The organism is Curtobacterium sp. MR_MD2014, from assembly GCF_000772085.1.
Lineage (GTDB): Bacteria > Actinomycetota > Actinomycetes > Actinomycetales > Microbacteriaceae > Curtobacterium.
Genome location: NZ_CP009755.1, coordinates 2,215,824 through 2,229,869 on the forward strand (window position 1 = coordinate 2,215,824; position 14,046 = coordinate 2,229,869).

10 protein-coding genes are annotated in these 14,046 nt (G+C 72.8%); 3 read left to right on the forward strand and 7 right to left on the reverse strand.

What is annotated here, in order from left to right:
- Window positions 1–102: 102 nt before the first annotated feature.
- The 3 genes from NI26_RS10195 to manA form a co-directional block, all read right to left on the reverse strand.
- Window positions 103–441, reverse strand: a complete 339-nt coding sequence (locus tag NI26_RS10195; RefSeq protein ID WP_081985311.1) for a WhiB family transcriptional regulator — start codon at window positions 439–441, stop codon at window positions 103–105.
- A gap of 190 nt (window positions 442–631) precedes the next feature.
- The gene (gene galE, locus NI26_RS10200; protein WP_066658396.1) at window positions 632–1,594 is read right to left on the reverse strand and encodes a UDP-glucose 4-epimerase GalE; all 963 of its coding nucleotides are present in this window, start codon (window positions 1,592–1,594) and stop codon (window positions 632–634) included.
- Between the two features lie 54 nt (window positions 1,595–1,648).
- Entirely contained in the window at window positions 1,649–2,857 is a 1,209-nt protein-coding gene (gene manA, locus NI26_RS10205; protein WP_066658397.1) for a mannose-6-phosphate isomerase, class I, read from the reverse strand.
- Between the two features lie 102 nt (window positions 2,858–2,959).
- Between manA and NI26_RS10210 the strand changes: the two genes are divergently transcribed.
- On the forward strand, window positions 2,960–5,044 hold the full coding sequence (locus NI26_RS10210) for an acyltransferase family protein (protein WP_066655002.1): 2,085 nt from the start codon (window positions 2,960–2,962) through the stop codon (window positions 5,042–5,044).
- 24 nt (window positions 5,045–5,068) lie between these two features.
- The gene (locus NI26_RS10215; RefSeq protein ID WP_081984932.1) at window positions 5,069–6,445 is read left to right on the forward strand and encodes an O-antigen ligase family protein; all 1,377 of its coding nucleotides are present in this window, start codon (window positions 5,069–5,071) and stop codon (window positions 6,443–6,445) included.
- A 9-nt stretch (window positions 6,446–6,454) separates the two neighbouring features.
- On the opposite strand, the gene NI26_RS16920 is transcribed toward NI26_RS10215, so the two are convergent.
- Entirely contained in the window at window positions 6,455–7,975 is a 1,521-nt protein-coding gene (locus tag NI26_RS16920; RefSeq protein ID WP_066655004.1) for a hypothetical protein, read from the reverse strand.
- 94 nt (window positions 7,976–8,069) lie between these two features.
- On the opposite strand from NI26_RS16920, the gene NI26_RS10225 reads away from it, so the two are divergent.
- On the forward strand, window positions 8,070–9,389 hold the full coding sequence (locus NI26_RS10225) for a hypothetical protein (RefSeq protein ID WP_066655006.1): 1,320 nt from the start codon (window positions 8,070–8,072) through the stop codon (window positions 9,387–9,389).
- A 118-nt stretch (window positions 9,390–9,507) separates the two neighbouring features.
- On the opposite strand, the gene NI26_RS10230 is transcribed toward NI26_RS10225, so the two are convergent.
- From NI26_RS10230 to NI26_RS10240, 3 genes are all read right to left on the reverse strand, one after another.
- Entirely contained in the window at window positions 9,508–10,266 is a 759-nt protein-coding gene (locus NI26_RS10230) for a polyprenol monophosphomannose synthase (protein ID WP_066655007.1), read from the reverse strand.
- A 32-nt stretch (window positions 10,267–10,298) separates the two neighbouring features.
- The gene (locus NI26_RS10235; RefSeq protein WP_066655008.1) at window positions 10,299–11,720 is read right to left on the reverse strand and encodes a hypothetical protein; all 1,422 of its coding nucleotides are present in this window, start codon (window positions 11,718–11,720) and stop codon (window positions 10,299–10,301) included.
- A 93-nt stretch (window positions 11,721–11,813) separates the two neighbouring features.
- A complete protein-coding gene (locus NI26_RS10240) occupies window positions 11,814–13,895 on the reverse strand; it encodes a hypothetical protein (protein ID WP_066655009.1) in 2,082 nt (693 codons plus the stop codon).
- Window positions 13,896–14,046: the final 151 nt, after the last annotated feature.

The following is a 14,046-nucleotide window of genomic DNA, read 5'->3' on the forward strand; positions in this document are numbered from 1 at the left end:
CGTCAACCTGTGCGCACCATCAACGGACGGTGGGTGGCGGAGGCGGGACGCGCCTCCTGGCCGACCGACGCCCGTCGCGCTGCGCGCGGCGCGGTGGGTGCGTCAGGCGCGGCGGCGGAGCTTCCGGCGCTCGCGTTCGGAGAGGCCGCCCCAGATGCCGAAGCGCTCGTCGTTCTCGAGCGCGTACTCGAGGCACTGCGACCGGACCTCGCACGACCCGCAGATCTTCTTCGCCTCGCGGGTGGAGCCGCCCTTCTCGGGGAAGAACGCCTCGGGGTCGGTCTGGGCGCAGAGCGAGTCGACCTGCCACGACAGCGGGTTCTCCTCGTCGCCCTCGGCACGGCGGACACCGGGGACACCGAGCGACACCGGGTCGACGTGCCAGTCCTCCGGCACGCCGGCGTGGAAGTCGGAACCGTTCACCCTGATCACCCCTGACATGTCGACGACGGCCTGCAACGACCGAAGCCGCTGCCTGTAATTACAGCGGTGTGATTCCGTTCCGTCAAGTCGCGGATCATAGAAGGTGCTGACCGCTGCGGCGTGTCATGTCCCCCGTACGGGCGTGTCGCAGGCCGTCTGTCCGGCGATCGGGGGACACACTGCGCACTCCCACCGCCGTGCCCGGGCCTCAGCCGACGCGGCGACGGGCCTCCCAGGCGCTGGACACCATCTCGTCGAGCGAGTGCCGCATCGCCCAGTCGAGGTCGCGCGCGGCGGCCTCGCCGGTCGCGACGATCCGGGCGGGGTCACCCGGACGCCGGGGCGCGACCTCGGGCTCGAACGCGATCCCGGTGCCCGATGCCATGGCGTCCATGATCTGCCGGACGCTCACGCCGTCCCCGCTGCCGAGGTTGTAGGCGCGCTCGAGCTGCTCGCCCGCCTCGAGCTTCTGCGCCGCGACGGCGTGCGAGTGCGCGAGGTCGGCGACGTGGATGTAGTCGCGGACGCAGGTGCCGTCCGGGGTGTCGTAGTCGTCGCCGTTGATGCGCGGCACCCGGCCGGCGAGCAGCGCCTCGAACACGAGCGGGAACAGGTTGTGGGGGCTGGCGTCGTACAGGTCCGGCTCCCCCGACCCGACGACGTTGAAGTAGCGGAGCGAGGTGGTCGCGAACCCGGCGGCGACCTCCATGTCCCGGAGCAGCCACTCGCCGATGAGCTTGGACTCGCCGTACGGCGACTCCGGTGCCTTCGGGGTGTCCTCGACGACGACGTCGACGTCGGGTGTGCCGTAGACCGCGGCGCTCGACGAGAACACGGCCTTGGTGACGCCGTTCTCCGCCATCGCCCGGAGCAGGGTCGCGGTACCGGTGACGTTCTGCTCGTAGGTGTGCAGCGGCCGCTCGACCGAGACGCCGGCGTACTTGAAGCCGGCGACGTGCACGACGCCGGTCACCGCGTGCGCACGGAGGGTGCTGGCCAGCAGGTCGCCGTCCAGGATCGTCCCCTCGACGAACGGCACGTCCTCCGGCACGAAGGCACGGAACCCGCTCGACAGGTCGTCGAACGCGACGGTGTCGATCCCTGCGGCGCGCAGCGCGCGGACGACGTGGGACCCGATGTACCCGGCACCGCCGGTGACCAGCCAACTCATGCTCGTCACGCTAGCGGACGGCACCGTCCCCTCGGGCTGCAGGCCGCTGCGTGTTCACGCACCGGTCGCGATGAAGACCGTGGACGTCAGACCGGTCGCGGCGTCGGCCTCGACCGTCACGTCGCCCTCGTCCGGCGTGACGTAGCAGGACTCCCCCTGGCGGAGCAGGGTCGCGGACCGCGCGCCGACGAGGGTCACGGCGCCCGTGGTGCAGACCGCGATGCTCGGGCCGGAGAGCGGTGCCACACCGCCGGTGCCGAGGCCGACCGGACGACCGTCGCCGGTGACGCGGACCAGCGCGAACCCGACCCCGTCCGGAGCGAACCGGTCGACGCCCTGGTCGAGGCGTTCCGGGGTCAGCACCGGTGCCGGGTACGCGGTGAAGTCGAGCACCCGCAGGAGTTCCGGGACGTCGACGTGCTTCGCCGTCAGGCCACCCCGGAGCACGTTGTCCGACGGCGCCATGAGCTCGATGCCGAGCCCGTCGAGGTAGGCGTGCACGTTGCCCGCGGGCAGGTACATCGCCTCGCCGGTCCGGAGCGTGACGCGGTGCATGAGCATCGACACGACCACGCCGGGATCGCCCGGGTACGCGGCGGCCAGGTCGACCACCGTCTGCACGTTCGGGGTGCGGTCGTCCTCCGGCAGGGCGGTGGCGAGGTCGGACGCCGCCTGCACCACGGCGAGCGCCGACGCATCGGCGGTCTCGAGCCAGCGCACGGTGTCCTCGAGCCCCTGCGCGAGGTGCGCGAGCAGCGGCCCGAGCCGTCCGCTCCCGCCGTCGAGCGACTCGACCTCGGCCACGGTGTCACCGACCGGGCGGAAGCCGCTGAGCGCCTCGAACCGGTCACTGAGGGCGACGACGAGCTCGGGCTTGGGGAACGGGTCCTTGTAGTTGCGCGCCGGGTCGTCCAGCGGGGTCCCCGCGGCCTCCTCGCGCGCGAAGCCGTCGCGGGCCTGCTCGGGCGTGGGGTGCGCCTGGAGCGACAGGGGTGCCGCCGCCGCGAGGAGCTTCAGCAGGAACGGCAGGCCGCTGCGGTCCGGGCCGAGCGCGGCCTCGGGCTCGGCGTCGATCCAGTCGCGCAGGGTGTCGGCACCGCCCACCATCGCCGGGTTCACGACGACGCTGGGGCTCCCCGCGTGCGCGCCGAGCCAGAGCTCCGCCTGCGGTGCACCGGTGACGGTGCGGCCGAGGAGTTCGGGGATCGCGCTGGTGGAACCCCAGGCGTAGTCGCGTGGCGTGTTGGTGATGCCGAGGAACATGCCGCGAGCGTACCGGGCGGGGACCGGCGTCCGCTCGGCGCCGCCCGTGGTGCCGGAGCCGACCGGGGCATCGACGAACCGCTCTCGCATAGACTCCCCGCGATGTCCGAGCCGCGCCGCCCCGAGTCGACCCGATGGGACGTGCAGGCCCTGCGCGCCTTCGCCGTGCTGGCCGTCGTGCTGTACCACCTGTGGCCGAACCGGCTGCCCGGCGGCTTCGTCGGGGTCGACGTCTTCTTCGTCGTCTCCGGCTTCCTCATCACCGGCCACCTCGTGCGCGAACAGGCCGCGACGGGGCGCATCCGCCTCGGCGCCTTCTGGGCACGACGTGCCGGGCGGTTGCTGCCCGGCGCGTTCCTGACGCTCCTGGCCACGGGCGCCGCGGTGCTGCTGCTCGTCCCGAGCTCGCTGTGGGGGCAGTACGGGCGGGAGCTGATCGCGTCGACGGTGTACCTGCAGAACTGGCAGCTCGCGTCCGACGCCGTCGACTACCTGGCGAGCGACAACCGGCCGTCGCCGTTCCAGCACTTCTGGTCGCTCTCGGTCGAGGAGCAGTTCTACATCGCGCTCCCGGTGCTCCTCGTGCTGCTCGGCGCCGTGCTCGCCCGCGCCCGGCGTCGGGACCCCGTCCTCACGGCACGCCTCCTGCTCGGCACGGTCGCGGTCCTCTCCCTCGCGTGGTCGGTCGTGCAGACGCAGACCGCGCCCGGCATCGCCTACTTCTCGACCGCCACGCGTGCGTGGGAGTTCGCGCTCGGCGGGTTGGTCGCGACGGTCCCGCTCGCCGTCGCCCGTTCGCGTCGGGCGCGTGCGGTCCGGACGGGAGGCACGTGGCTGGGCGTCGCGGGCCTGGTCGCGTCCGTCCTCGTGATCACGCCGACGACCCCCTACCCCGGCACCGCGGCGCTCCTGCCCGTCGTGTCGGCCGCGCTCGTGGTCGCCCTCGGTGCCCGCAGCGGCCTCGACGTCGTCGGCCGGACCCCGCCGGTCGCGTTCGTCGGCCGGACGTCGTACGCGGTCTACCTGTGGCACTGGCCCGCCGTCGTCCTGCTGCCGATCGTGCTCGGCCACCCGCTCGGCACCACGAGCAAGGTGGCGGTCCTGGTCGGGGCACTCGTCCTCGCCGCGGCGTCCACGCTGCTCGTCGAGGAGCCGCTGCGCGCCCGGGTCCGTTCCGCACGTGTCCGTCCGCGACGCGTCGCCGTGCTCGGCGTGGTGGCGTCGGTGGCCGTCGTCGCGCTCGGCGCCGGCACGCTGGCCGCGGTGCAGGTCCAGCAGGTGCAGGCGGCCGCGTTCGCCGAGCGCCTGACGCGCGGGGACGTCGACTGCTTCGGCGCGGCCGCGCGCATCGGCTCGGACGACCCGTGCGTCAACCCGCGCCTCGCCGACGTCCGGGTGCCCGCCCCGGCCGCCGCCCAGCACGACGACGCGAACTCGGGCGACTGCTGGTCGAACACGACGGCCGACTTCAACGTCTGCGCGCTGGGACCGAGGACCGGGTACCGGAAGCACCTGCTCGCCGTCGGTGACTCGCACAACAACGCCCTGATGACGGCCTACCGCGCGGTCGCCGAGCGGGAGCACTGGCGCATCGACGTCGCCGGGCACATCGGCTGCTACTTCACGACGGCCGTGCAGCAGGCCCCCACGCAGGGCTACACCGACAGCTGCCAGGGCTGGAAGCAGAACGCCGTGGACTGGGTCCGGCAGCACGACGACGAGCTCGACGCCGTCGTGGTGACGCACGCGGCGACCAAGAGCCCGGTCATCGTCCCCGACGGCAGCAGCAACGACGCGACCGTGGTCGACGGTCTCGTCGGCGCGTGGCGGGCGGCGACGGACGCGGGCGTCCCGGTGATCGCGATCCGCGACAACCCGACCGCGCGCGACGACGTCATCGCGTGCCTCGCGCAGATGCAGGGCCCGACCACCGGGGCCTGCGACCTCCCGCGCGACCAGGCCCTGGCGGCCTTCGACGGCAGCGAGCAGGCCGTTGCGGCGATCGGGGACCGTGCCCGGTACGTCGACATGACGGACTGGTACTGCGACCGGACCACGTGCCCCGCGGTGATCGGCGGGGTCGTGACGCACCGCGACCCGACGCACCTGACGGCGACGTTCGCGACGACGCTCGCCCCGGCACTCGGCGACCGGCTCAGCTCGGCGCTCGCGTCGCTCGAGCGCTGAACCGGGGGCGCTAGCCTGTCTCCCGTGACGAACACCTGGCCGATCGCCCGCGGGACCGTGTCCGAGCGTGAGGCGTTCGCCCTCGCCGTGACCGTCCTGTTGACGATGTTCGCCGGTGACGCGGTCCCGAACACGACGACGTGGTACGGCGCCGCGACGATCTGGGCGATCGAGGCCGCCTGGGGCATCAGCGTCGTGGTGCGTGCGCGACCGCCGCTGACCCGGACGCCCCGCGCGCTCTGGTTCTTCCTCGCCTGGTGCCTGGTGTCGGTTGCGTGGTCGCACTGGCGACCGGCGACGCTCGCGAGCATCGTGGCGCAGGTGGTCTGCGCGCTGGTCGCCTTCGCGATCGCGTCGACGCTCTCCTGGCGCCGGATCCTCGACGCCGCGAGCACCGCGTTCCGCTGGGTCGTCGGCCTCTCCCTGGTCTTCGAGGCCGTGGTGGCCGTCGTCGTGAGGCACCCCATCGCGCCGATCTGGACCGACTACGGCGACCGGGACATCCCGGACGCCTTCTACTTCTCGCGCGCCGAGCTGTTCACCGGCGGACGCATCCAGGGTCTGCCGGGCAACGCCAACCTGCTGGCGATGGTCGCCCTGCTCGCGGCGATCGCCGTCGCGGTGCAGCTCGTCGACGGCCGGATGCGCCGGGGCCGGGCGGTCGCATGGTTGGTCGTGGCGGCCGCCACCCTGCTGCTCACCCGGTCCTCGACGGTGTTCCTGGCCGTGGTCGCGGTGGTCGTTGCCCTCCTGGTCGCCCTGTGGATCCGACGCGTCCCGAGCGGGCGCCGGGGACCGCGTGTGCTCGCGGTGGTCGCCGGCCTGGTCGTCCTGGTCGTCGCCGCCGTCGCCGCGCGCGTTCCGTTGCTGGCGCTGCTCGGCCGTTCGTCCGACCTGACGGGCCGGGGCACGATCTGGACCGCGGTCGTGGGTCTGGCGGAGCAGCACCCGGTGCTCGGCTGGGGGTGGATCGGCTACTGGTGGCCGAACATCCCGATGCTCGCCGAACTCGCGCCGCGGAACGGCGTCCAGTACCTGCAGGCGCACGATGCGGCGCTCGACGTGTGGATGCAGACCGGCCTGGTCGGTCTGGCGCTCTTCCTCGTGTACGTCCTGACCACCTTCGGCAGGTCGTGGTCGGGGGCCGTGCGGGAGTCCTACGGTCCCGGGCTCGTGCAGCGGCCGTTCGATCCGGTCTCGCTCTTCCCGCTGCTCGTCGTGGTCGCACTGCTCGTGCAGGCGCTCGCGGAGTCGCGCCTGCTCTACCAGGGGAACTGGGTGCTGTTCGCCCTCGTCGCGATCAAGACGCGGATCGTGCTCGTGAACGAGGAACCGCCGTCGACCGGGGACGGGCCGCGCACTCCCCTCGCGCAACGCGCCTTCCGCGCCACGTCGGGCTGAGGGGCGGCGTCACCGCCCGGTGGCACCGGTGCCGAGCACCAGCACGCAGGGCACCCGTGCCTCCCACGGCAGCGCCCCGATCATCACCGTCCCGGCAGGGTCCTGTCGGCACCGTGCCTCGGCGGCGACCACCTGCGGGTACCACTCCGGCCCCGTCGCACGCTGGGCCGTACCGGGGAAGGCGGCGACCCAGGTGGCCGCGAGGACCGCGACGACCGTCCACCCGAGGGCGCGGCGGACCACCCGGACCGACCGGTGCCCACCGACGACGGTCGCGTCCGTGCCCGTGCCCGTGCCCGCGTCCGTGCCCGCGTCCGTGCCCGTGGCGTGCAGGGCGTCCGACCGCAGCACGTGTCCGACGAGCACCGACGCCGACACCACCAGCGCTGCGCTCAGCAGCATGCCGGCCGCGGCCGCGTAGCGCGAGGGTGTCGCGTCGAGCAGCGCGCCGGGGTCGGACCGGGACCACCGTCCGTTCGCCGAGGCGTTGGCCAGCAGTGCCGCCGACCACACCACGACCGACCCCACGGCGAGGGCAGACGCCAGCAGCACCGCACGACGGCGTCGCTCCCGCAGTCCGACGACGACCGCCGTGACGACGATCGCGACGAGCACCGCAGCGGGGACCCCGACCACCCACCAGCCCGAGGCCACGACCGCGCGGCCGACCGCTGCCAGGTCCGCTCGCCACAGGCCGCCGACGGTCTGCAGCAGGTACCCCGAGGCGACGTCGCGGCCCGAGGGGTCGCCCCGCGGCGAGTCCCGGTCGGTGGTGAGGGCCGTCACGACCTGCGCGGCCCCAGCGCCGAGGGCCGCGACGGTGACGGGCAGCGCGCGGAGGACGCGCGCACGGCGGGAGGGCACCGCGGACGATGCGGGGGGCACCGCAGCGGACGCCGCGTCGGCGCGTCCGGCGGACGCTCCGGTCGCCCGGGCTCGGTCGCGTCCCGGCACCCAGGCGAGCAGGAGCAGCGGCAGGAAGAGCAGCGCCTGGACCTCGGTGGTGAGGACGAGCACGGCGACCAGGGCGAGCGTCACCGCCCCGGTCCGGGTCCGGGCACGGTGGGCGAACACCCACGGCGCGAGCAGGAGGGCGGTGGTGTGCAGGTTCGCAGCGTTCCCCAGCACCTCCCACGGCGCCGTGGGCAGCAGGACCGGCACCGCGGCCAGCACGACGCGGAGCACCGCCGACGGGACGGCGTCCGCGGCGAGGACGAAGACGCCGGCACACGCAGCTCCGGTCAGGACGCAGCAGAGCGTCGTCACCGTGAGGGCGTACCAGGCGATCGGCAGCGCGAACCCGACGTCCACGACGAGTCGCGGGACGACGTGCAGGTACCCCGCGTACGGCTCGACGACGCTCGCGGCCGACCCGAGGGCGAGGTGCTCGCGGAAGAACAGCCCTGCGTCCTCGGCCCAGGCAGTACCGCGCGCGACGGGTCCGAGTCGAACCCACGCCGCGAGCGCCGCCAGCAGCCCCACCCCGACGGCCGCGCCCGAGCGTCGGAGCCGGTCCCTCGTCGATGTCATCGGGGTCCGACGCTAGCGAGCGATCGACGATCCGCGATATCGACGCTCCGGTACGGCGCAGGTCCCGTGCGGCCGAGTACGTCAGACTGGACGGATGACGGACGGCAGGACGACGCGACGCATCCGCGCGCGCCGCTACCTGTCCGCCTGGATCGGATTCTCCGCCGGCGGTCGGTTCAGCCAGGCACTCGCGACGACCATCGTGCTCTTCGCGTTCGGCGAGCCGACCGTCCGCGTCCTGGTGGGTCCTGCCGGCACCTGGTCGGTGCTCGTGACCCTCGCCGTGCTCGCCGGGCTCAGCCTGCTCGGGCAGCGCTACCGGATCGAGTGGCACGGCGTCCTGCCGCTGTCACTGCTCGTCTTCGTCGGGTACTGCGCGCTGAGCGTGCTGTGGAGCGAGTACTCCTGGGTCGCCCTGCGCGGGCTCACCGCCACCGTCGGGTTCGTCGGACTCGGACTGTACCTCGCGCTCGGTCGCGACCTCGTCCAGGTCATCCGGGCGTGCGGCGACGCCTTCCGCATCCTGCTGGTCGTGTCGCTCGGGCTCGAGGTGCTGTCGGGGCTCGTGCTCGACCTGCCGATCCCGGCGTTGGGCATCCGCGGTGACATCGCCTTCGGCGGTCCGATCCAGGGCATCGGCGGGACGCGCAACTTCATGGGCTTCATCGCGGTGACCGCCCTGGTGACGTTCGTCGTGGAGTTCCTCACCCGCTCGGTGGCCCGGTGGCGTGCCGTCGCGTCCATGGGCGGCGCGGTCGTGACGCTCATGCTCGTGCAGTCGCCGATCACCGGGCTCGCGACGATCGCCCTCGCCGGGACCGCGCTCGCCCTCTGGACCCTGCGGCACGCACGGCCCTCGGTCCGGCCGCTGCTCGACGGCGTCCTCGCCACCCTGGTCGTGGCGGCGGGAGTGGTGCTCGTCGTGACCCGCGCACGGGTGCTCCCCCGCATCGGAGCTGCCGGTGGGACGACGACACGGCTCGAGCTCTGGGAGCAGATCCGCACGTTCATCGAGCAGAAGCCGATCCAGGGCTGGGGCTGGGTGGGGACCTGGCCGAGCGAGCCCGTCGTGCCGTTCGTCACGTTCATCGATCCGTCCGGCGCCCGGTTCACGTCCGGGTTGGACGCGGCCGTCGACGCCTGGCTGCAGGTCGGCCTCGCGGGCATGCTGCTGCTCCTCGGAGCGGGACTCCTCGCCTTCGCCCGGTCGTGGGTGACGGCGACGACCTTCCCCGGCGTGGCCTACGTCTGGCCCGCGGCGGTCCTCGTGCTCCTGGGCGTGACGAGCCTGGCCGAGAGCTACCTGCTGCACGGCGCGGGCCTGATGCTCTTCGTCACGGTGCTCGTGGTCGCGGCGCGCCGACGGTCGTGGCGCGTGCGGCTCCCCCGGCTCGAGGAACGCCCGCACCCCTGAGCGTGCGCGGCTGCCGACCGTGCTGCCGTCGCAGGCGACCGCGTTGCCCTCGCAGGCGAGCCCGCGGCCGCTGGCCGGTGGCCGGCGGTGGCCGTGACCGTGGCCGCGGCCGACGTCCCTAGCGTCGGGAACGCGGTCGGAACCGGCGCTGGAGCCCCCACTGCGTCGTCCGCACCATCGCCTCGACGATGATGTCCTTGCTCATCTTCGAGACGCCGTGGATGCGGTCACGGAACCGGATCGGCACCTCGACGATCCGCCCACCGAGGTCGTGGGTCCGGATGGTCATGTCGATCTGGAAGCAGTAGCCCTTCGAGTCGATCGACCCGAGGTCCATGCGCGCGATCGCGTCCGCCCGGTAGACGCGGAACCCGGCGGTGATGTCGTGCACGTCGATGCCGAGCATGATGCGCGCGTAGGTGTTGGCCCCACGGCTCAGGAACTCGCGGCGCTTGGGCCAGTCCACGACCGAGCCACCGCGCATCCAGCGCGAACCGATGGCGAGCAGGACGTCGTCCGACGGGTCCGCGTCGGCGACCGCGGCGATGAGCGCCGGCAGGCGGTCGGCCGGGTGCGAGCCGTCGGCGTCCATCTCGACGAGCAGGTCGTAGCCGTGCTCGAGACCCCAGCGGAACCCGGCGACGTAGGCCGTCCCGAGGCCGAGCTTGCCGGAGCGACGGAGCAGGTGGACCCGCTCGTCGGTCCGGGCCATCGCCTCGACGAGGTCGCCGGTGCCGTCCGGGCTGCCGTCGTCCACCACGAGGAGCCCTGCCGAGGGCACGGTCTCGAGGATCCGTGCCGCGATGTCCTTGATGTTCTCGGCCTCGTTGTAGGTCGGCACGATCACGAGGGGCTTGGCTTCGGTGTTGCGGGTCATGTCCTGCTCACGGTCGGGGTGGTCCGGCGCGGTCAGCGCTCGGCGTCCTGGTCGATGACGGCGCACGGCACCGTCACGGCCCACTGCGGGCCGGGGGCGATCTGCAGCGCGGCGTCGCGGTCCGGGTCGAGCTCGCACTCGGTCTCCGAGGTCTGGACCTGCTGGTCCCAGAACGGGCCGCCCTGCCGGCTCGACGCGTGCATCTCGAAGTTCGCGACGAAGGAGCTGACGACGGCCAGCACGAGGAGCGCACCAGCGGTCGTCGCGAGCCACGCGAGGGCGCGCCGGGGCGCATCCTGCGGGTGCGGGTGCACGACGCCGGGCACGCGGACGCCACGGCTCAGCGCCACGTCCGCGATGACGGCGAACGCAGCGATGACGTACATGGATCCGGCCGCCGAGTACCGGAAGGTCCAGTTGCCCAGCCACTGCACCGTGTCGAAGTGCGCGAAGGCGAGCATCGCGTTCGGGTTCAGCGCGACGGCACCGAACCAGACGGCGGCCGAGCCCCAGAGCATCGAACCGAGCACCCAGCGCTGCGCCGATCCCCCGGCCCAGAACGCGAGCGCGGCGAGGAGCGCGGCGAACACGAGCGGGGCGACGACGATCCAGGTGCCGTGGTGCGCGATGACCTCACCGACACGCGACATGCTCCACGTGGCAGAGCCCGCGAAGGGCTGCACCGCGTACCCGAGCAGCATGTCCCCGACGGAGTTGTGCTCGACGTTCGGGGCTGCGCGCGGGTGGGCGAGGGTGGTCGCGACCTGGGCGAGACCGCCGACGAGCGTGCCCGCGATCACCGGCCAACGACGGCGGTTTCGGACGCCGAGGAGGAAGAGCGGGAAGAACGCGACGACCTGGATCTCGGTGAGGCCGGCGAGCAGCGTCGCGACGCCGAGCACGATCCCCCGCGTCCACGAGCGGACCGGCGCGAGCAGGGCGAAGGGGACGAGGTACATGAGGAACCAGTGCAGGTTCGCGGCGTTCGCCTGGATCTCGACCGGCCCGAGCGGCACGAGCACCGGGACGAGGGCGAGCAGGAGCCGGGCGACGACGGACCGGAGCACGCCCGCGGTCAGGACCCAGACCGCGGCACCGACCGCTGCCGTGACGGCGACGCAGAGCGCGGAGACGGTCACCGCGAACCGGTCGATCGGGGCGATCTCGCTGGCGATCGCGATCACGATCCGCGGGACGACGTGGAGGTAGCCCGCGTAGTCGTGGAAGAGCGCCCCCGCGAAGCCGAGTCGGTACTGCTCCTCGAGGAACACCTTGCCGTCCTCGGCCCAGAGCGTGTTCCGGACCTCGGGTGTCAGGCGCAACCACCCGAGGGCAGCGATGACGAACCAGAGGACGACGGGGACCGCGACCGTGGTCAGTCGCCGACGGAGGGTCGTCGTCCCGCCGGCTGCACCGTCCGTCGCCCCCGGCGCGGGCGGTCTGGTCTCGAGCACCGGACGATCCTCTCACAACGGACGACGGCGGCGGCGCACCGTCGAGGTGCGTCGCCGCCGTCGTGGGCGGACCGGGCACGGTCCGCGCCCGGTCTACGGGACCTTCACCGTCCGGCACCCGAGCGTGGTGTTCGCGCCCGCCTGCGAGTCGATCGCGTAGACGCAGACCGAGTGGGACCCGGTCTTCGCCGGGAGCTTCACCGAGAACCCGTGCGCGGCGCCGGCGCCGGAGTACGCGGCGGCGACGTCGGGACGCGACGTCTTGGCGACGACGCGCTTGCCGACCCCGTCGACGTAGACGTCCACGGGGATCGACGTCCCCGGCGTGTCCGTGTCGATCGCCCACCCGGACACCTGCACCGCCTTCGAGACACCCGTCACGGCGTCCAGGCTGCCGATCGGCTTCGCGTTCGTCACGGTCACCTGCTTGCACCCGATCGACGCCGACGCCGGCCCTGCGCCGACGCCGTTCACCTGGACGCACACGGTGTGCTTGCCGGGAGTGGCCTTCCACGTGCCGGAGAAGCCGTGCGCGGTCCCCCACGCCGGGTAGGTCTTCGCGACGTCCTGGCGGGCGCGGTCGGCCCGGATGCCGTGACCGGCTCCGTCGATGATCACCCGAGCGGTGAGCGACTCCGTCGAGTCCCCGTCGATCGCCCAACCGGACACGCGGATCGAGCTCGACGTCGTCTTGATGGCGGTGATCTTGCCGATCGGGGTGCTGCCGGGCGTCACCACGGTGCGGCAGGTCCCGATCCTGCGGTCCGATCCGGCCTTCACGTTGACCCCGGTCACGCAGTACTCGTGCGTGCCGACCGTCGTGCGGACCGTGGTCGAGAACCCGTGTCCGCCGCCGAGCGCCGGGTACTTCGCCGCGACGTCGGACCGCATCGTCCCGGCGCTGACGCGGGTCACGTAGGCGCCGTCACGGTAGATCCGGACGCCGATCGCACCCTTGGCCTCGGGGTCGACGGCCCACCCGGTCAGGGTGACGGTCCCGCCCTGGTTCGCCACGACCGAGTCGAGCGACCCCGTCGGAGACCCCTCCGCCACGGTCACGGACCGGCACCCGAGCGACACGTCGCTCTTCCCGTCGGCGGCCTTCGCCGTGACGCACACCTGCTGCGCCCCGCCCGGGACCGTCAGCGTCGCGCTGAACCCGTGCTTCGGCCCGGCTGCCGGGTAGGCGGCGCCGATGTCCGGTCGGTTGCCGGTCGCGGCGAACGTCCCGGTGACCGACCCCGCGGTGACGACGACCTTCGTGCCCACCTTCGTGGCGGTGTCCAGCGCCCACCCGTTGACGGTCACCGCGTTGTAGGCCGTCGACACCCCGTCGAGGCTGCCCTTCGCGGTCGTCGCCTTGCCGGTCGGGCTCCCGAACCAGTCGCTGTACATGCGCCAGAAGTTGCGGTTGCCGTAGGCGGAGCAGCCGTCACCGGTGCCGTACAGGTTGTTCAGCGCGGCGGTGTTCGGCGTGTAGGGCGTGTAGTAGTACAGCGCGGCCGTCGCCTTGTTCTGCACGTTCACCGGCTTCGTGCCGCAGGACACGGGCACGTTGTACTGGATGTTGCGGGTGGCGCCCGGGTTGAACCAGGTGAAGTAGTTGCTCGTCCCCGGCGGGTTGCTGTACCGCTTCCACTGCCAGGCGGACCAGTACATCTGGTTGCCGACACCGGCGTACGCGGGATCGCATCGGCCGCCGACGTTGTCGGGGCAGGCGTAGCCCATGGCGCGCTCGAGGACCGCGGCGGAGGGACCGCGGTTCGTGACCAGGCTCTGCTCCTTCTGCAACGTGACGAGGAGCACCTTCGGGCTGATCCCGCACGCCGCGCTGACGCGGGTGACGATCTGCGCGGTGGAGAGGGACGAACCGCCGGTGACGGCCGAGCACATGGCGTCCCCACCGCGGCTGTTCATCGAGAACCGGCCGTTGCGCAGGCAGTTGCTGTTCGTGCAGGACGACACCTGGCTGTCCAGGAAGGCCTGCACCTGGTCGGCGGTCATCGCCGTGCCGTCGTAGAAGTTGGCGTCGGAGATGATGTTGCCGGCCTGGAACGACGACCCGCTGAGCGCCGAGGCGGGCTCCTGCGATGCGGTCGGACCGGAGACCTGCAGACCGACGAGCACGCTGGCGACCGCCAGCACGCTCGCAGCCATGGCGAGGAGCTTCTTCACGTCGGGGGCCTTCCTGAGGGGCGGACGACGGGTGCGAGCGAGCACGTGCTCCGGGAGCGGTCCGGAACGACCCTGTCCACGGTCCAGACCACACGTGTCACGAAACTGTACCTCCGTCACAGTGATCACACAGCCCCCGCGTCGACCCCCG